The organism is Bacteroides sp. B1-V-101 (assembly GCF_023656585.1).
In the GTDB taxonomy this organism is placed as follows: domain Bacteria; phylum Bacteroidota; class Bacteroidia; order Bacteroidales; family Bacteroidaceae; genus Bacteroides; species Bacteroides thetaiotaomicron.
In genome coordinates, this window is record NZ_JAMOKH010000002.1 from 97,417 (window position 1) to 115,683 (window position 18,267).

Genomic DNA, 18,267 nt, shown 5'->3' on the forward strand with positions numbered 1-18,267 from the left:
TAAAAATGAATAATTTGTTGAAACCATTTTTCTTAATGATGCTGGCGGCGCCCGCTATCATTTCCACTACGGCACAACAGCAACAGCCTGAATGGCAGAGCCAGTATGCCGTAGGATTGAACAAGCTCGATCCTCATACTTATGTATGGCCTTATGCAGATGCTTCGGAGGTGGAGAAAGGCACATTCGAGCAGTCACCTTATTATATGAGTCTGAACGGGCAGTGGAAGTTCCATTGGGTGAAGAATCCGGACACTCGTCCAAAAGATTTTTATAAGCCGTCGTACTATACAGGTGGATGGGCAGATATAAAGGTGCCGGGAAACTGGGAACGTCAGGGATATGGTACGGCTATTTATGTGAATGAGACGTACGAGTTTGATGATAAGATGTTTAATTTCAAAAAGAATCCTCCTTTGGTACCTTACAAAGAGAACGAGGTCGGTTCTTATCGGCGGACTTTTAAAGTGCCTGCCGGATGGGAAGGACGTCGTGTGGTACTCTGCTGTGAAGGAGTGATATCGTTTTATTATGTATGGGTAAACGGTGAGTTTCTCGGATACAATCAAGGTTCCAAGACTGCTGCCGAATGGGATATCACGGACAAGCTCACCGACGGAGAAAATACGATTGCGCTTGAAGTATATCGCTGGAGTTCGGGAGCATATTTGGAATGTCAGGATATGTGGCGATTGAGTGGTATTGAACGGGATGTGTATCTTTACAGCACTCCCGAACAATATATTGCCGATTACAAGGTGACTTCCCTTCTCGAAAAAGAACATTACAAAGAGGGTATCTTCGAACTGGAGGTGGCAGTCGGAGGAACGGCTTCGGGAACGTCCTCCATTGCTTATACATTGAAAGATGCTTCGGACAAGACAGTGCTGGAAGGAAGCCGGAAGCTGGAATCACATGGATCGGGCAATCTGATCGTATTCGATGAACAGCGCCTTCCTGATGTGAGAAGATGGAATGCGGAGCATCCCGAACTTTATACCTTGTTGTTGGAGTTGAAAGATGCCGGAGGAAAGGTTACGGAAATAACCGGAACAAAAGTCGGGTTCAGAACTTCTGAGATAAAGAACGGACGTTTCTGTATAAACGGTGTGCCTGTATTGGTGAAAGGTGTTAACCGGCACGAACATTCGCAACTCGGACGTACAGTAAGCAAAGAACTGATGGAACAGGATATCAGGTTAATGAAACAGCATAACATCAATACGGTACGCAACTCGCATTATCCGGCACATCCCTACTGGTATCAGCTTTGCGACCGTTACGGACTTTATGTGATTGATGAGGCTAATATTGAATCGCACGGTATGGGTTATGGTCCTGCCTCTCTTGCAAAGGACAGTACGTGGCTTCCTGCCCATATAGACCGTACACGCCGTATGTATGAACGTTCGAAGAATCATCCCTCTGTTGTCATCTGGTCGCTCGGTAATGAAGCCGGCAACGGAATCAATTTCGAACGTACGTATGACTGGCTGAAATCGGTGGAGAAAAACCGTCCGGTACAATACGAACGTGCGGAAGAAAACTATAATACCGATATCTATTGCCGGATGTATCGCAGTGTGGATGTGATCAGAAATTATGTGGCACGCAAGGATATTTATCGTCCTTTCATTCTTTGCGAGTATTTGCATGCAATGGGCAATAGCTGCGGCGGAATGAAAGAATACTGGGAGGTCTTCGAAAATGAGCCGATGGCACAAGGAGGTTGTATCTGGGACTGGGTAGATCAGTCGTTCCGTGAAGTAGACAAGGATGGTAAATGGTATTGGACATACGGAGGAGATTACGGGCCGAAAGATGTGCCCAGCTTTGGAAACTTCTGTTGCAATGGGTTGGTAAATGCTGTCCGGGAACCTCATCCGCATTTGCTGGAAGTAAAGAAGATCTATCAGAATATAAAGAGCACACTGATTGATAAAAAGAATCTGACGGTTCGTGTGAAGAACTGGTTCGACTTCTCTGATTTGAATGAATATATCCTGCATTGGAAGGTGACGGGAGATGATGGTACTGTTTTGGCAGAAGGCAACAAGGAGGTGGCGTGTGAGCCGCATGCAACGGTGGAGCTTACTTTAGGGGCGGTGCAGCTTCCCAAGACTATCCGTGAAGCTTATCTTGATTTGGGCTGGACACGTAAAAAGTCCACTCCTTTAGTGGACACCGCTTGGGAAATTGCTTATGACCAGTTTGTGCTTCCTGCATCCGGAAAAGTATGGAATGGAAAACCTTCTGAAGCCGGAAAAACGACATTTGAAGTCGATGAAAACACAGGCGCTTTGAAGTCTCTTTGTCTGGACGGAGAAGAGTTGTTGGCTAGTCCGGTCACTATAAGCCTGTTCCGTCCGGCAACGGATAATGATAATCGGGACAGAATGGGTGCAAAACTATGGAGAAAAGCCGGATTGCATACATTGACCCAAAAGGTGGTTTCTCTGAAAGAAAGTAAGACATCCGCTACCGCACAGGTAAATATATTGAATGTGACTGGGAAGAAAGTAGGAGATGCCACATTGGAATATACGCTGAATCACAATGGATCTTTGAAAGTACAGACTACTTTTCAGCCGGACACGACATGGGTGAAATCAATAGCACGACTGGGATTAACGTTTGAAATGAACGATACCTATGGAAATGTGACTTATCTGGGACGTGGTGAACACGAAACATACATTGACAGAAACCAGTCTGGTAAAATAGGTATCTATACTACAACGCCCGAAAAGATGTTCCATTATTATGTTATCCCCCAGTCGACGGGAAACCGCACCGATGTACGTTGGGTGAAGCTGGCAGACGACAGCGGAAAAGGCTGCTGGATAGAGTCTGATTCTCCATTCCAGTTTAGTGCTCTCCCTTTCTCTGATTTATTATTGGAGAAGGCACTTCATATCAATGACTTGGAACGTAATGGCAGGATTACCGTACATTTGGATGCTAAGCAGGCAGGTGTAGGTACTGCTACATGCGGACCGGGGGTGTTGCCGCCGTATCTGGTTCCGTTGGGAAAGCAAACATTTACTTTCACCATTTATCCCGTGAAGTAAGGAAGAGTGATGAAAACTTAAATTTATAAATGCGATGAATAAATTATCTGAGAAAAACACAACCCGTTTGGCATCGTTGGATATCCTTCGTGGCTTTGACCTGTTTCTTCTTGTCTTCTTTCAGTCGGTGTTTGCGGCGTTGGTACGACAGTTGAACTTGCCGTTTCTCAATGATATCCTTTATCAGTTTGATCATGAAGTGTGGGAGGGATTCCGTTTTTGGGATCTTGTGATGCCGTTGTTCCTCTTTATGACAGGCGCTTCGATGCCGTTTTCACTGTCAAAGTACGTCGGTATGTCCGGCAGTTACTGGCCCGTCTATCGGAGGATTCTGAGGCGGGTGTTTCTGCTGTTTATTTTCGGAATGATTGTTCAGGGAAATCTGCTTGGACTGGACAGCAGACATATTTATCTCTATTCAAATACTTTGCAGTCTATTGCTGTCGGCTATTTCATTGCGGCAGTCATTCAGTTACATTTTTCATTCAGGTGGCAGATAGGAATTACTTTATTGTTGCTTTTCATATACTGGATTCCCATGACATTTTTGGGTGACTTCACACCGGCTGGAAATTTTGCCGAACAAGTGGACAGATGTGTCTTAGGTCGTTTCAGAGATGGTGTTTTCTGGAATGAGGACGGAACGTGGAGCTTTTCACCTTATTACAATTACACATGGATATGGAGCAGTCTGACATTCGGAGTGACTGTCATGCTCGGAGCTTTTGCCGGAAAGATTATGAAAGAAGGGAAAGCGAACCGTAAAAAGGTGGTACAGACTCTGTCGGTCATTGGTGTGCTTTTAGTAGGGCTGGCGATGCTTTGGAGTTTGCAGATGCCCATCATTAAGCGTTTGTGGACAGGTAGTATGACATTACTATCCGGTGGTTATTGCTTTCTGTTGATGGCATTATTTTATTATTGGATTGACTATAAAGGACACAGCCGCGGGTTGAACTGGCTGAAAGTGTATGGTATGAATTCCATCACGGCTTATCTGTTGGGCGAAGTGGTGAACTTCCGTTGCATTGCTGATTCAGTCAGTTACGGACTGAAACAATACATGGGAGATTATTATCCCGTATGGCTTACTTTTGCTAACTATCTTATTCTTTTCTTCCTGTTGAGAATGATGTATAAACGTGGCTTGTTTTTAAAAGTTTAGTGGAGTGGTAATCCCTCTCTTAAAATAAAAAAGAGCCATTTTATCTCCTGCTTTTCGGGATTAAAATGGCTCTTTCTTTATGTTGGAATCTCTTTATTTCATGACTTCTTCCGCTCTGTTCAGCGCTACCTTGAAGTTCGGGCAGATATTTTCTTTTCCCAGCAATTCATAGAATCCGGATTTCTCCAACACCTTATATACTTTCTCATTGACTCCGGAAAGAATGACGGTGATCTTTTCTTTCTGCGACATTTCGCAAAGTGTAGTCAGATTATGAATACCTGTGGAGTCGATGAACGGAACTTTACGCATACGGATGATGCGTACATTCGGACGGTCTCCCAGCTGCGCCATCGTTTCTTCGAACTTCGTAGCGATACCGAAGAAGTAAGGACCGTTGATCTCATATACTTCCACTCCTTTAGGGATCATGATGTTTTCTTCATTGACGGCGATATCCGATTCTTTATTCGGGTCGATCTCATCCGTAATGACGGAGATTTCAGTAGTTTCCATGACACGTTTCATGAAGAGTACGCAGGCGATGATCAGTCCTACTTCGATGGCAACTGTCAAGTCGAAGATAACAGTCAGGAAGAAAGTGATCAGCAGTACGGTGACATCGGACTTCGGATTCTTCAGTAAAGCCTTGAAGACGCGCCAGCCGCTCATATTATAAGATACGATGACCAGTACTCCGGCAAGGCAAGCCATCGGAATATACTGTGCAAGGGGCATCAGGAAAAGAAGAATCAGAAGAAGGATAATCGCATGGATAACACCTGCAATCGGTGTCTTACCTCCATTGTTGATATTCGTCATCGTACGGGCAATAGCTCCGGTAGCGGGGATACCTCCGAACAATGGCACTACGATATTTGCCGCACCCTGTGCGATTAGTTCCGTGTTGGAATCATGACGGTCGCCTATCACACCATCGGCTACGGTGGCAGACAAGAGTGATTCGATAGCTCCCAGCACTGCAATAGTGATAGCTACCGGAAACAGATTTTTGATAGCTTCCCAATCCAAAGCCGGTACAACGGCATCCGGCAATTCTGACTTAATGGTGAAACGGTCGCCGATGGTCGGAATGCAATCTATTCCGCCATAAGTCTTCATCAGATAGACGGCCACTGTCACTACAATAATGGCAATCAGCGATCCGGGAATTTTTTTAGAAAACCGGGGAGTGATTGCAATGATAATGATGCTGACAATACTTACAATGGTATTCCACCAATTCACGGTATCGAAATGACGGAAATAAATCATCCATTTCCCGACAAAGTCTCCCGGTACTTTTTCACCTCCGAAAGACAGGCCGAAGATATCGGCAATCTGCGTAGTAAAAATGGTAACGGCAATACCGCTGGTGAAACCGACGATAATGGGATACGGAATAAACTTGATAACGGCTCCGAGCTTGAACACTCCTAATAATATAAGGAGAACACCTGCCATAAGCGTCGCCACAATCAGTCCGGCTTCGCCATATTGCTGGATGATGCCGTAGATGATCACAATGAAAGCTCCTGTCGGTCCGCCGATCTGGACTTTGCTTCCTCCCAGCAGAGAGATGATGAATCCGGCAATAATAGCAGTGATAATACCTTTCTCGGGCGATACTCCCGAAGCAATACCGAAGGCGATGGCCAGTGGAAGTGCTACGATGCCGACAATGACGCCTGCCATCAGGTCCGCCATAAACGTTTCTTTCGAATAATTCTTTAAACAAGAAACCAATTTGGGTTTAAATTCAAATAACTTCATTTCTGTGAATTATTATATATAATTTGCTCTTTTGCAAAGTAGAGGTTGCAAAATTACGCAAAATAATCGAGATAAGTATGTTTAGCAACATGCTATTTGATTGTTGATAGGTTTTATCTATGAATCGATAGTTTTTATTCATCAAGAAAAGGGAGCTTATTACGAACAAATCGCTTATATTTGCGTTATAAATAGTACGACAAGTTACGTTTGGTAATAACCAATTTAAATATAGATTAGAATTATGACTAAAAGTATTAAAGGAACCCAGACAGAGAAGAATCTGCTGACTTCATTCGCAGGAGAATCACAGGCTAGAATGCGTTACACTTATTTTGCAAGTGTTGCAAAGAAGGAAGGTTACGAACAAATTTCAGCAATCTTCACAGAGACAGCTGATCAGGAAAAGGAACACGCTAAACGTATGTTCAAGTTCCTGGAAGGTGGTATGGTAGAAATTACTGCCAGCTATCCGGCTGGTGTGATCGGTAATACACTCGAAAATCTTCGCGCTGCCGCTGCCGGCGAACACGAAGAATGGTCACTGGATTATCCTCATTTCGCTGATGTGGCAGAACAGGAAGGTTTCCCGATGATTGCTGCTATGTACCGCAATATCTCAATCGCTGAGAAAGGCCACGAAGAAAGATACCTGGCTTTCATGAACAACATCGAAAATATGACTGTATTCGCTAAAGAAGGCGAAGTGGTATGGCAATGCCGTAACTGCGGTTATATCGAAATCGGTAAGGAAGCTCCTGAAGTTTGCCCGGCATGTTTGCATCCGCAGGCTTATTTCGAGGTGAAGAAAGAAAACTATTAATAATAAGAGGTGTTTATTAGATAATAAAAGTGCCGCTTGCATATGATTGCAAGCGGCACTTTTATTTATTAAGACATTTCATTATCTGACTGTATCATCTCTGTAGATCGTTACAGTCCTTTCTTTCGTAGAGTCATTTTTGATACTGGTCACATCTCCCTTTGTGGTAAAGTACACATAGTTTCCCATATCCATAAATCGATAGACTTTGACTCCGTCATGCTCGAACAAATAGCTGACTTCGTAAGTTCGGTTGTTTTCCGATTTGCCTTGTTTCAATGGGATACCTGTATAGCAGGAACTTACACCTGCCATAACGAATAAAAGAATAAATAGTCTAGTTAATGTTTTCATGATTATTTTTTAGCGTGTGGATAATCAATCGTATAATGCAATCCGCGGCTTTCTTTGCGTTCCATTGCCTGACGCATAATCAGATATCCTACGTTGACCATATTACGCAATTCGCAAATCTCTCTGGAGGCTACGCTGCGTTTGAACAGGCTTTCAGTTTCTTCGTAAATGATATCCAGTCGGTCCCAGGCACGTTTCAGACGAAGGTCGCTGCGGACAATACCTACATAAGTACTCATAATCTGGTTAACTTCCTTCATGCTTTGCGTGATCAGTACCATCTCTTCCGGTGAACGGGTTCCCTCGTCGTTCCATTCGGGGATGGCTTCGTTGTAGGCATACTGGTCTACAACTCTCAGGCTATGCTTGGCGGCAGCGTCGGCATATACGACAGCTTCGATCAGTGAGTTGGAAGCCAGACGGTTACCACCGTGGAGACCGGTGCAGGAGCACTCTCCCACTGCGTAGAGGCGTTCGATAGAAGACTGTCCGTTCAGGTCTACAAGGATACCGCCGCAAAGATAGTGGGCTGCCGGAGCTACCGGAATGTAATCTTTGGTGATGTCGATGCCCAAGCTGAGGCATTTCTCGTAAATATTGGGAAAGTGCTTCTTTGTCTCTTCCGGGTCTTTGTGGGTGACGTCAAGATAAACATGGTCATCACCCCGATTTTTCATTTCGTTGTCAATAGCACGGGCTACGATATCGCGCGGAGCGAGTGAAAGACGGGGATCGTATTTTTGCATGAACTCCTTGCCGTCCATTGTGCGGAGTACGCCACCGTAGCCACGCATCGCTTCCGTAATCAGGAACGAAGGGCGGTCGCCCGGATGGTACAGGGCGGTGGGGTGGAATTGCACAAACTCCATATCCTTCACTGTACCTTTGGCACGGTAGACCATGGCGATACCGTCTCCGGTAGCGACTAGCGGATTGGTGGTCGTTTTATAAACAGCTCCTACTCCACCGGTGGCCATAAGAGTCACTTTGGCGAGGTAGGTATCTACTTTTCCGGTTTTCGGGTCGAGGATGTAGGCACCGTAGCATTTGATGTCCGGTGTCTGGCGGGTAACAGTTACTCCCAGATGATGTTGGGTCAGTATTTCAACGGCAAACTGGTTTTCGATCACCTCGATGTTCGGATGCCTTTGCACGGCTTTGATCAGGCTGTCCTGAATCTCTGCTCCCGTATTATCTTTATGGTGAAGAATGCGGAACTCGGAGTGTCCTCCCTCGCGGTGCAAGTCAAATTCGCCTTTCTCGTTTTTGTCGAAGTCCACGCCCCATTTGATCAGTTCTTCAATTTGCGCAGGCGCTTCGCGCACTACTTTTTCTACTGCGCCACGGTCACTGATCCAGTCGCCGGCAATCATCGTGTCTTCAATGTGTTTGTCGAAATTATCCACCAGCAGGTTGGTGACGGACGCCACTCCTCCTTGTGCGAAGTACGTATTGGCTTCTTCCAGCCCGCTTTTACAGATAAGAGCAACTTTACCTTTGTGCGCCACTTTGAGCGCAAAACTCATACCGGCAATTCCGGAGCCGATAACGAGGAAATCGAATTTTCTTACCATAATTTTGTTTATTTCTCACCGCAAAGCTACAAAATAAGTCACTTCGTTGTTCTTTTCGTTGTCACTAATTCATAAATTTGCTACCTTGCACGCAAAAATCTGACAAAATGAATCGAATTTTTCATGCCCGCATCGCCTGGTACCAGTATTTTCTGCTGGTGGTGCTTACTGTAAATGCCGTGGGCGCTTTGTGGTGTAAATATATCTTGCCGGCAGTGCTACTAATGCTCCTGCTTATTGTAGTCATCGAACAGATTATTCATACGGTTTACACTGTATCTACTGATGGAGTTCTGGAGATATCCACTGGACGTTTTATGCGTAAAAAAGTAATTCCTATTGCCGAAATCACAGCTATCCGGAAGTATCATTCCATGAAATTCGGAAAGTTTTCGGTGACGAATTATGTCTTGATAGAGTATGGAAACGGAAAGTTTGCTTCGGTGATGCCTGTCAAGGAACGTGAATTTGTGGAGTTGATTAAAAAGAGAATGGAACAATAAATTTTATACCTATGAAATACCAAGTCATTATCATCGGTGGCGGTCCCGCAGGATATACAGCCGCCGAAGCTGCCGGCAAAGCCGGTTTGAGTGTACTCCTTATCGAGAAGAATAATTTGGGAGGTGTCTGCCTGAATGAAGGATGCATCCCGACGAAAACGCTGTTGTATTCGGCAAAGACTTACGACAGTGCACGTCATTCCTCGAAATATGCGGTGAATGTCTCCGAAGTCTCTTTTGACTTGCCGAAGATCATTGCCCGTAAAAGTAAAGTGGTGCGCAAACTGGTATTGGGTGTAAAGGCAAAGTTGACCTCCAATAATGTCGCGATGGTGACGGGAGAGGCGCAGATCATAGATAAAAATACGGTTCGCTGTGGCGAAGAGACATACAATGCGGAAAATCTGATCCTTTGTACAGGTTCCGAAACCTTCATCCCTCCTATTACCGGCGTGGAAACGGTGAATTACTGGACGCATCGGGATGCGCTGGACAGTAAGGAACTGCCTGCCTCCCTTGCCATTGTAGGCGGTGGCGTGATCGGTATGGAGTTTGCATCATTCTTTAATAGTCTCGGTGTGCAGGTAACGGTGATTGAGATGATGGATGAGATTTTGGGAGGAATGGATAAGGAACTGTCTGCATTGCTTCGTGCCGAATATGCGAAGCGGGGCATTAAATTCCTGCTCAGCACTAAAGTTGTCGCCTTATCACAGACGGAAGAGGGTGCGGTTGTTTCATACGAGAATGCAGAAGGAAAGGGCAGTGTTACAGCAGAAAAACTATTGATGAGCGTTGGACGCCGACCTGTGACGAAAGGTTTCGGACTCGAAAATCTGAATCTGGATAAAACCGGGCGTGGCGCTATCAAGGTCAATGAGAAGATGCAGACTTCGCTGTTCGGCGTTTATGTCTGCGGTGATCTGACAGGCTTTTCTTTGCTGGCTCATACGGCTGTCCGTGAGGCCGAGGTTGCCGTACATTCTATTTTGGGTAAGGAAGATGCAATGAGTTACCGGGCTATCCCCGGCGTTGTTTATACGAATCCGGAGATTGCAGGAGTCGGAGAAACGGAAGAATCGGCCTCAGCAAAAGGAATTACTTATAAGGTAGTGAAACTTCCGATGGCTTATTCCGGTCGTTTTGTGGCGGAGAATGAAGGCGTGAACGGAGTCTGCAAAGTACTGCTGGATGAACAGGAACGGATAATCGGGGCACACGTGCTGGGCAATCCTGCTTCGGAAATCATCACTCTTGCCGGTACTGCCATTGAGCTTGGATTGACTGCCGCCGCATGGAAGAAGATTGTTTTCCCTCATCCTACGGTAGGAGAGATTTTCCGGGAAGCATTATAAGATTGAGCATAAGCGGATAGCCGTGATATTCGAGATACGGAAGAAGCTGAAGTAGCATGAAAGTTAATGTAGGTTAATGTAGAAGGTTGATGAAGAAGTATTTGTTGTTTTTGGTTTTATCAGTTGCCCTGTTGCCCACATCCGTATGGGGGCAGGCAAATCTTTCTCAGATTGATTCACTAATCAAAAGAATGCTTCCCGAAGCATCCGAAGTCGGCATATCCGTGTATGACCTGACAGCGAAGAAGTCATTATATACTTATCGTGATACGAAACTCTCCCGCCCGGCTTCTACCATGAAGCTGCTCACGGCTATTACAGCCCTCTCCCGTCCCGATGCGGACAATCCTTTCCGTACGGAAGTATGGCACGACGGGGTGATAGAGCATGATACGCTGCAAGGCAACTTGTATGTTGTCGGTGGATTCGATCCGGAATTTGACAGTTTGATGATGGATTCATTGATCGAAGAAGTAATCACCTTCCCTTTTTCGGTGATCAACGGACAGGTGTATGGCGATGTTTCGATGAAAGATTCCCTTTATTGGGGGCACGGATGGGCATGGGATGATACTCCGGAGGCTTATCAGCCTTATATGTCTCCGTTGATGTTTTGTAAGGGTGCTGTGGAGGTGACGGTGGTTCCCGGCTCTCTGCAAGGAGATACGGCAAGCGTTTCCTGTAAGCCTGTGTCTTCTTATTATACCTTGACGAACCGGACAAAGACACGTACTCCTTCTGCCGGAAAGTATTCATTATCAAGAGATTGGTTGACCAATGGGAATAATCTGATCGTGACAGGCAATGTTCCTACGTTTAGAAAGGATTTGATAAACATCTATGATTCAGGGAGTTTCTTTATGCATACTTTTTTGGAACGCCTCCGTGCGAAAGGAATCGTGGTTCCCGAATCGTACGGTTTTACTGAATTACCGTCCGATGGAGCAGAGCAGATGGCTCGCTGGGAGACTCCGGTGCAGAAAGTCTTGAATCAGTTGATGAAGGAAAGTGATAATCTGAATGCGGAAGCAATGCTTTGCCGGATTGCGTCACAAGCTACAGGAAAGAAGCATGTGACGGCAGAAGATGGCATTGTTGAGATTATGAAACTGGTTCGTAACCTCGGGCACGATCCGAAAGACTATAAGATCGCGGATGGTTGCGGATTGTCTAATTATAATTACCTGTCTCCTGCCCTGTTGGTCGATTTTCTGAAATATGCCTATTCACAATCCGATGTTTTTCAGAAATTGTATAAGTCTCTTCCTGTTGCCGGAATAGACGGAACGCTGAAAAACAGAATGAAGAATACTCCCGCATTCAGAAATGTCCATGCAAAGACCGGTTCGTTTACGGCGATCAATGCCCTTGCCGGTTATCTGAAGATGAAGAACGGACATACCTTGGCTTTTGCCATTATGAATCAGAATGTGCTTTCGGCAGCCAAGGCGAGGGCGTTTCAGGATAAGGTTTGTGAGGTGATTATCGGACTTTGAAAGGAGCATTGAATAAGGTTGTTGATAGAAATGATAAATATTTGCTGAAAAAGTACTCTTTTATTTGAACGTTTGCTTTGCTCGCGTGTATGCTTTGTCAGAACGGTTCTAATTAAGCAATGTTGAATTTAATAAAAGAGTGAATAATGAAAACTATCAAATACTTGTTACTTGTCTTATTGTGCTATTGTACAGCACAAGTTTATTCTCAAAACAAGGCAAGCTGGGTCCCGGACTCTATTGCATCTCAGATTCCTGTAATTCAGAATCAGGCCCGGGAATGGAAACAGAAGATCTATGAAAACCCTAAAGATGAAAAAGCATGGATGTCCTATACACGAACGATTCAAACACTCAAATCGCTTACTCCCGGCGATGGTATAGAAAAGGAAATCAATGAAATGATGGACAAAATGAAAAAAGAGATACCCAATACTGCTACTTATGCCTTGATACAGAATATGATTTTACCTTTTGGGAAAAATGATATGACTTTTGATGAAATTATGGATAAGTGGCCTGATGCTGTGATGCATTATCCTGTTTATATGGGCTTGTCTTTTAGCAATAAGGATAGGCTGAAAGACATTTCTACCCGGTGGTATCAATCAGGTGCATATCCTGTTCAATCTTTAAATTATACCTATAATGAATTGGCTTCTGCCGAAAAGGACGCATTGATATTTACTGATGTTAATTGGACGCTGTTTGGAAGTTATCTGCTTCAATATGGGAAGGGATTGTTTGATGATAAGAAAGTAATCCTTTCAGGTTTAATCCTTCCTTCATTTTCTATGAACAGGCTTACGGAGGAATTAGGCATACCGGAGTTCAAAGATACTGACCCTGAATTTTATAAAAGTAAAACTCCTACGGCAACATTTGCAAATGAAATCAAAAAACGTATAGAGCATATTGCCAAATATACCAACCGTCCCATTTATATCTCTGTCTCAACCAACGAAGCTGTGAAAGATCTGCTGAAAGACCATTTATATACTGAAGGTCTGTTAATGAGATATTCTGCCAAACCTTATGATAATCTGGCGGTCATGCGTCGCAATTATGAGAATACTTATCTGTTAGATTACTTATACGAGTCTTTTTATCCTGAGACGTTGACGAATGTTTGTCTTGATTTGAAAGGAGTAAAAATGCTTAGCATATATTATGTACCGGCTTTCAAGTCTCTTCTCCAGTTTTATAAGGAATCAGGTGATGTGACTCATTATGATAAGCTTCATGCTTTATTGGAATCTATCATTAAGAAAGCGGATTATTACAATGAGGAAGTACGTGAACGGTATCTTAAAAGTATTAATTTCTAATCGTTCTTCTCATAAAGACTATGAAAAGACTTATATATATATTATTCCTCTTGATAGGTTTTGAGCAGGCTTTGTTTGCCCAGAAAATAGATACCTTGAGAACTGAACGTCTTGAGCTACGTTTGGAACCCGATTTGGTAGGCTTTATTCCTTGTGGAAAAGAATGGTTTCAAGTTCAAAAAGATGCATGGAAGTTAGAAATCGATAAAGATGTGAGAAATGAAAAAGCGTGGGAGAATTACTATCTTGCGTGCAAAGGAATTTGGGATGAAGACACATTGCTATGGAAGAAAGAACAGCCTCGTTTACTTAAGAAAATGAAAAAGTACATTCCTGATACACGGGTGTATTATAAAGTATTGGATGATGAGGTTATGATTTCTGACAAGGAAAAAAGAGAGGCAATCAAGGAGAAGATTGTTTATTTGAGACGGAATTGTGAAAGGGATTACAGAGATGATATGTGGTATTACCAACGGCATGGGCAGATAGATAAGGTGAGGGAAATAGCACGCGAATGGTTTGATAGCGGATTATATTCACGAAGTATCCTGACTTATTATTATAATGAATTTGTAGGGCTGAAAAGGAATGCTATTCTTGCGGGAACCGGTCCCGAATGGGCCTACAGCGTATTGCTTCAGTATGGAGCAGGGTTGTTCAAGGATGTGGAAGTAGTAGATTTAAGTGAGTTAATGAATCCGGAGGAAGAGAGCGACTTTTGGAAGACAAAAGGAATAGATGTAAATATCTTTCCCGACCGGGAAAAGGTAAAATGTCCCGGTGCATGGTATTTTGCGGAGAAAGAGCAGCGTCCTGTATATATTTCTCAATATTCTGCAAGTAGACAAGACGTAGTGGAAATGAAAGACTTCCTCTACTCTGAAGGATTGGTATTCAGATATTCCTTAAAACCATATGATAATATGGCTATTTTAAGAAGAAATTATGAACAGGTTTATTTGCTTGATTATTTACAGTCCCCTATTATTACGGATATTTCACGTGGTGAAGATTCCTATGTTCTTTCTTTTCTTCCCCTTTTGCAATTCTATCATACGAGTGGAGACAAGAATCAATATTTGAGACTGAAGAAGTTATTATTAGATATTGTGGATCGTATGGATGATGGGTGTTTTGTAAATAAGTCTTGGGTAGATGCAAAGACTGCCGAACATTTGAAGTTGTTTAATAGAATTTTTGATCATGTAAGAGATATGGAAAAAAAAGGACCAACTTCTGTTATAGTTCGTTCATTTAAGGAAGAGCACCGAAAAGAATATCAACAATTAATAGAAATGGTAGAGCCATGATGCTATTCACTTCTTTCAGACACGACGAAACAGACGAACAGCTAATGGAACGCTTTGCATTCAGGAACAGTGAGAAAGCATTCGAAGAGCTTTACTGCCGTTATGCTCCCCGGTTTAAAGGTTTCTTTATGCGGATGCTGTCGGCAGACGGAGCGTTGGCGGATGATTTTCTGCAAGAGTTGTTTCTTCGTGTTTATGAGGCAAGAGGTAGTTATCAGCATGGAAAACAGTTCTCTACATGGGCGTTTGCGATGGCGTATAATCTTTGCAAAAATGAGTACCGCCATCGTGATATAGTAGACGAGTATCGTTTACAACAGTCATATACCAATGAAGAAGATAGCTATTCCTCGCTTGAGTTTGAGGTGGCACATGATCGTCAGGTTTTCGACCGGCAGTTGAAGAAAGTACTTGCAGGGTTGACAGATGAACAACGGGCAGCATATACGCTGCGTTATGAAGAAGAGCTTCCGGTACAGGAGATTGCGCAAATCCTGTGTTGTCCGGAAGGTACGGTAAAGTCTCGCTTATATTATACTTTGAAAGTATTGCAGCGTTCTTTATCAGATTATAACCCCCAAAAATAGATGAATATGAAAAGTGATGATTTAGAAAGACTGGAAGAGTCTCAGGAAATGCAACAGTTGATTCATGCTGCTAAAGAGCAATATGAGCAGGAAAAATCAGTTCACCCTCCTGTTGCTTATGCTGCTTTTGCACAGAATCTCAGAGAGAGACAGAAGGACGGAAAGATGAAAGCGAAGCAGGAACCGCCCGAAAGGGAAACTTTTGAAGTGAAAGGTGGAAAGCGCTCAGGAATTTCTCCCTGGTGGCTGGTGGCCGCGTGTTTGTTGGGTGGGATAATAGGCTATGGGATTTCGACCACTTCAGACAGGCAGGAAGCTGGTTTGGAGAGACTTGCTGTAGCAGATACGGTGATTGTCGTACGCGAGCGGGTGGATACTGTCTATCGGGAGGTGGAAGTTCCGTCTCAGCCTTTGGTAGCTTCACGGTCAACGGTAAAGTCCAAAAGTACGGGACTTACGAAGGAACATGTTAAGCAGAGTAGGAAAGCTGTGCAGAAAGCGGAACCTGCTTTTATCTCTATTGAGTTCTTGCAACAGCAACAAAATCTGCCGGACCCGAATAGTGAGTGTTATGCTGCAAACGGGATGACTGTTGCAGAAGGTAATTATCCGTTCCATTTATTGGCGACAGTTCCATGTAAGTAGCACTTTGTTGTTGCGGATGCCAGCTTACGTATTTGTTTTTACCTGTAACGAATCAATGACTTGGTAGTCTTGCTCAATGACAAAGTTTATAGGAACAGACATACGGACTGCTACAGGACGCCCCAGTTGCATACCTGATTTCCATCGTGGCATGGATTCGATGATGCGTAATGCTTCTTTATCCAAGCTGGCAGATACGCTTTTGGTAACTTTTGCATCGCTGACATATCCGTTTACGTCGATGGTGAACTCTACGGTGACTTGTCCCTCTTCTCCTGCCTGAAAAGCTTCTTCCGGGTATTGTATGTTTTTCTTGATAAATTCATCGAACCCGCTTAATCCTCCCGGGAAGTCGGGACCGTTGATTATAAAATTAATCATCGTTTGCTCAGGCATATCTTCGGGCTTAACCTTGATGATTTGCTTTTTCTGAATAAATATATTATTAATTTGAAAAGTATCCGGCTTCATTCGCACAAGAAGTTCCGATGGAAAATCTTTATCCAATTGTATCAGCACATCTTTCATACCTATATGTGAGAAACGGAGTGTCTCTTTATGTTTGGCCTCTACAGAAAAGTCTCCATTCATGTCCGAGGAAGTATATCTGCCGGTTCCCGGAATATAGATGCTTACAGCACGCACAGGCTCTCCCTGCAAATTGGTCACCTTGCCCTTGAACTGTTGCAGTTCCCTTTTTTGCGAAAAAACATCGTTTGTATTTGCAACGCAAATACAAACGATGAATGATAGTATGAACGACAGACGTTTCATGCCTTATCTGGCATATTCCGCCCAATTCGTATTCTTCATATCCCCGCTCTTGGCCAGTTCGGCGTGCATACCGAGTGCGGCCTGGATAGCGTGTGGAGTCTGCGCCCTGCCACCGGCCAGTTTGAGATAATCCCAGAGAAGCTGTTTGTAGTCGGGATGCGCACAGTTTTCGATGATGGCTTCTGCACGTTCCTTCGGGCTCTTGCCACGCAGGTCGGCTACACCTTGCTCGGTGATAATGATATTCACGGAGTGTTCGCTGTGGTCGAGGTGAGAAACCATCGGGACGATAGCACTGATCTTACCTTCTTTGGCAACAGACGGACAAGTGAAGATAGAGATATAAGCATTGCGGGTGAAGTCTCCCGAGCCACCGATACCGTTCATCATCTTCGTTCCACCGATATGAGTAGAGTTTACGTTACCGTACAAGTCCACTTCGATAGCTGTATTGATAGAGATAATACCCAGTCGGCGAACCACTTCCGGATTATTTGAGATTTCCGACGGGCGGAGAACCAGCTTGTCGCGGAAGAAATCCATATCGTTGTAAATACCTTCCAGACAGTCGTTGGTAACAGTCAGTGAGCAGGCGCTACCGAATTTGATACGTCCTTCACGGATCAATCCGATCACGGAATTCTGGATAACCTCTGTGTACATTTCGAATGCGGGAATCGTCTTGTCACGTCCCAGTGCACCGAGCACGGCGTTAGCGATATTTCCTACGCCCGATTGCAGCGGAAGGAAAGTAGACGGAATGATGCCACGCTTCATGTCGGCAGCGAGGAAGTCGGCAACGTTCTGACCGATTTTGTCAGTCAACGGATCGGCATCGGCAAATGAGCGTGCTTCGTCCGGCCAGTTGGTTTCTACTACGCCTACGATCTTTTTCGGGTCTACCTGAATATAAGGCAATCCGATGCGGTCACTCGGCTTGTAGATGGGGGTTTCGCGGCGGTAAGGCGGGTCGAGCGGTTCGTACACGTCGTGCAGACCCATGCAGGATTTGCTGTGTGCGGCGTTCAACTCAACGATGATCTGGTCCGCCAGGCGGCAGATAGTCGGAGAAATACCACCGGCAGCAGTCAGATAAATCTTTCCGTCCGGAGTCACTTCGCAGGCTTCGATGATGGCTACGTTCACTTTGCCCATGAAGCCATAGCGCACTTCCTGTGCCATTTGCGACAGATGGATGTCGTTGTAGGCAATTTCACCGTTATTCACGGCTTTGCGGAAGTCGGAGTTGGTGGTATAAGGAGCGCGGTAGCGGATGGCCTTTGCGCGAGACATAACGCCGTCACAAGATTCTCCGGTAGAAGCACCTGTAAAAATTCCTACTTGAAATGGGTTGCCTTTGGCATGTTCCGCTTCTGCAATTTTTGCAAGTTCAGCTGTAACAGCCTTTGCAGTTCCGGCGGGAGTAAATCCGCTCAGACCGATGTTGTAGCCATGTTTGATCAGGCTTGCAGCTTCTGCTGCCGAAATACGATTAAATGACATAAA

The 18,267-nt window shown here is 44.5% G+C and carries 15 protein-coding genes; 10 read left to right on the forward strand and 5 right to left on the reverse strand.

The genetic code is table 11. The features are described 5' to 3' along the window. Nucleotides 1-5 precede the first annotated feature (5 nt). Both NBH01_RS02020 and NBH01_RS02025 read left to right on the forward strand, forming a co-directional pair. The gene (locus tag NBH01_RS02020; RefSeq protein ID WP_048694946.1) at nt 6-3,071 is read left to right on the forward strand and encodes a glycoside hydrolase family 2 TIM barrel-domain containing protein; all 3,066 of its coding nucleotides are present in this window, start codon (nt 6-8) and stop codon (nt 3,069-3,071) included. A gap of 34 nt (nt 3,072-3,105) precedes the next feature. Then, a complete protein-coding gene (locus tag NBH01_RS02025) occupies nt 3,106-4,236 on the forward strand; it encodes an acyltransferase family protein (protein ID WP_250699953.1) in 1,131 nt (376 codons plus the stop codon). Nucleotides 4,237-4,329: 93 nt separating this feature from the next. Here the strand turns inward: NBH01_RS02025 and NBH01_RS02030 are convergent, their stop codons facing one another. Beyond that, complete coding sequence (locus NBH01_RS02030; RefSeq protein ID WP_225678784.1) at nt 4,330-6,009, reverse strand: SulP family inorganic anion transporter; 1,680 nt, start codon at nt 6,007-6,009, stop codon at nt 4,330-4,332. Between the two features lie 244 nt (nt 6,010-6,253). On the opposite strand from NBH01_RS02030, the gene rbr reads away from it, so the two are divergent. Further along, nucleotides 6,254-6,832, forward strand: a complete 579-nt coding sequence (rbr, locus tag NBH01_RS02035) for a rubrerythrin (protein ID WP_008762794.1) — start codon at nt 6,254-6,256, stop codon at nt 6,830-6,832. 81 nt (nt 6,833-6,913) lie between these two features. Here the strand turns inward: rbr and NBH01_RS02040 are convergent, their stop codons facing one another. Together NBH01_RS02040 and nadB are read right to left on the reverse strand one after the other, a co-directional pair. Further along, nucleotides 6,914-7,186 (reverse strand): DUF4884 domain-containing protein, encoded by a 273-nt coding sequence (locus NBH01_RS02040; protein WP_008767421.1) that lies wholly within the window; start codon nt 7,184-7,186, stop codon nt 6,914-6,916. Between the two features lie 2 nt (nt 7,187-7,188). Then, nucleotides 7,189-8,760: an L-aspartate oxidase gene (gene nadB / locus NBH01_RS02045; protein ID WP_011108697.1), complete on the reverse strand. Its 1,572-nt coding sequence runs from the start codon at nt 8,758-8,760 to the stop codon at nt 7,189-7,191. A 107-nt stretch (nt 8,761-8,867) separates the two neighbouring features. On the opposite strand from nadB, the gene NBH01_RS02050 reads away from it, so the two are divergent. The 7 genes from NBH01_RS02050 (at nt 8,868) to NBH01_RS02080 (ending at nt 15,987) form a co-directional block, all read left to right on the forward strand. After that, entirely contained in the window at nt 8,868-9,263 is a 396-nt protein-coding gene (locus tag NBH01_RS02050) for a PH domain-containing protein (RefSeq protein ID WP_008762797.1), read from the forward strand. An 11-nt stretch (nt 9,264-9,274) separates the two neighbouring features. After that, on the forward strand, nt 9,275-10,618 hold the full coding sequence (lpdA, locus tag NBH01_RS02055) for a dihydrolipoyl dehydrogenase (RefSeq protein ID WP_225678785.1): 1,344 nt from the start codon (nt 9,275-9,277) through the stop codon (nt 10,616-10,618). Nucleotides 10,619-10,707: 89 nt separating this feature from the next. Further along, nucleotides 10,708-12,114, forward strand: coding sequence for a D-alanyl-D-alanine carboxypeptidase/D-alanyl-D-alanine endopeptidase (gene dacB, locus NBH01_RS02060; protein WP_225678786.1), 1,407 nt, complete (start codon nt 10,708-10,710; stop codon nt 12,112-12,114). A gap of 146 nt (nt 12,115-12,260) precedes the next feature. Next, nucleotides 12,261-13,442: a hypothetical protein gene (locus tag NBH01_RS02065; protein WP_225678787.1), complete on the forward strand. Its 1,182-nt coding sequence runs from the start codon at nt 12,261-12,263 to the stop codon at nt 13,440-13,442. A 20-nt stretch (nt 13,443-13,462) separates the two neighbouring features. Then, the gene (locus NBH01_RS02070) at nt 13,463-14,755 is read left to right on the forward strand and encodes a hypothetical protein (RefSeq protein WP_225678788.1); all 1,293 of its coding nucleotides are present in this window, start codon (nt 13,463-13,465) and stop codon (nt 14,753-14,755) included. Further along, nucleotides 14,752-15,342, forward strand: coding sequence for an RNA polymerase sigma factor (locus tag NBH01_RS02075; RefSeq protein WP_225678789.1), 591 nt, complete (start codon nt 14,752-14,754; stop codon nt 15,340-15,342). Before NBH01_RS02070 ends, NBH01_RS02075 begins: the two co-directional genes overlap by 4 nt. Beyond that, nucleotides 15,343-15,987: a hypothetical protein gene (locus tag NBH01_RS02080; protein ID WP_225018347.1), complete on the forward strand. Its 645-nt coding sequence runs from the start codon at nt 15,343-15,345 to the stop codon at nt 15,985-15,987. A 24-nt stretch (nt 15,988-16,011) separates the two neighbouring features. Here the strand turns inward: NBH01_RS02080 and NBH01_RS02085 are convergent, their stop codons facing one another. Together NBH01_RS02085 and NBH01_RS02090 are read right to left on the reverse strand one after the other, a co-directional pair. Beyond that, a complete protein-coding gene (locus NBH01_RS02085) occupies nt 16,012-16,761 on the reverse strand; it encodes a TonB family protein (RefSeq protein ID WP_008767430.1) in 750 nt (249 codons plus the stop codon). A 3-nt stretch (nt 16,762-16,764) separates the two neighbouring features. After that, a complete protein-coding gene (locus NBH01_RS02090) occupies nt 16,765-18,264 on the reverse strand; it encodes a butyryl-CoA:acetate CoA transferase (RefSeq protein ID WP_225678790.1) in 1,500 nt (499 codons plus the stop codon). Between the last annotated feature and the right edge of the window lie 3 nt (nt 18,265-18,267).

What these genes read in the sequence shown, in the direction of transcription:
- rbr (WP_008762794.1), top strand. Translation starts at nt 6,254, where the DNA reads ATGACTAAAAGTATTAAAGGAACCCAGACAGAGAAGAATCTGCTGACT.
- NBH01_RS02020 (WP_048694946.1), top strand. Translation starts at nt 6, where the DNA reads ATGAATAATTTGTTGAAACCATTTTTCTTAATGATGCTGGCGGCGCCC.
- NBH01_RS02065 (WP_225678787.1), top strand. Translation starts at nt 12,261, where the DNA reads ATGAAAACTATCAAATACTTGTTACTTGTCTTATTGTGCTATTGTACA.
- NBH01_RS02050 (WP_008762797.1), top strand. Translation starts at nt 8,868, where the DNA reads ATGAATCGAATTTTTCATGCCCGCATCGCCTGGTACCAGTATTTTCTG.
- NBH01_RS02075 (WP_225678789.1), top strand. Translation starts at nt 14,752, where the DNA reads ATGATGCTATTCACTTCTTTCAGACACGACGAAACAGACGAACAGCTA.
- NBH01_RS02085 (WP_008767430.1), bottom strand. Translation starts at nt 16,761, where the DNA reads ATGAAACGTCTGTCGTTCATACTATCATTCATCGTTTGTATTTGCGTT.
- NBH01_RS02030 (WP_225678784.1), bottom strand. Translation starts at nt 6,009, where the DNA reads ATGAAGTTATTTGAATTTAAACCCAAATTGGTTTCTTGTTTAAAGAAT.
- nadB (WP_011108697.1), bottom strand. Translation starts at nt 8,760, where the DNA reads ATGGTAAGAAAATTCGATTTCCTCGTTATCGGCTCCGGAATTGCCGGT.
- NBH01_RS02080 (WP_225018347.1), top strand. Translation starts at nt 15,343, where the DNA reads ATGAATATGAAAAGTGATGATTTAGAAAGACTGGAAGAGTCTCAGGAA.
- NBH01_RS02040 (WP_008767421.1), bottom strand. Translation starts at nt 7,186, where the DNA reads ATGAAAACATTAACTAGACTATTTATTCTTTTATTCGTTATGGCAGGT.
- dacB (WP_225678786.1), top strand. Translation starts at nt 10,708, where the DNA reads ATGAAGAAGTATTTGTTGTTTTTGGTTTTATCAGTTGCCCTGTTGCCC.
- NBH01_RS02025 (WP_250699953.1), top strand. Translation starts at nt 3,106, where the DNA reads ATGAATAAATTATCTGAGAAAAACACAACCCGTTTGGCATCGTTGGAT.
- NBH01_RS02070 (WP_225678788.1), top strand. Translation starts at nt 13,463, where the DNA reads ATGAAAAGACTTATATATATATTATTCCTCTTGATAGGTTTTGAGCAG.
- NBH01_RS02090 (WP_225678790.1), bottom strand. Translation starts at nt 18,264, where the DNA reads ATGTCATTTAATCGTATTTCGGCAGCAGAAGCTGCAAGCCTGATCAAA.
- lpdA (WP_225678785.1), top strand. Translation starts at nt 9,275, where the DNA reads ATGAAATACCAAGTCATTATCATCGGTGGCGGTCCCGCAGGATATACA.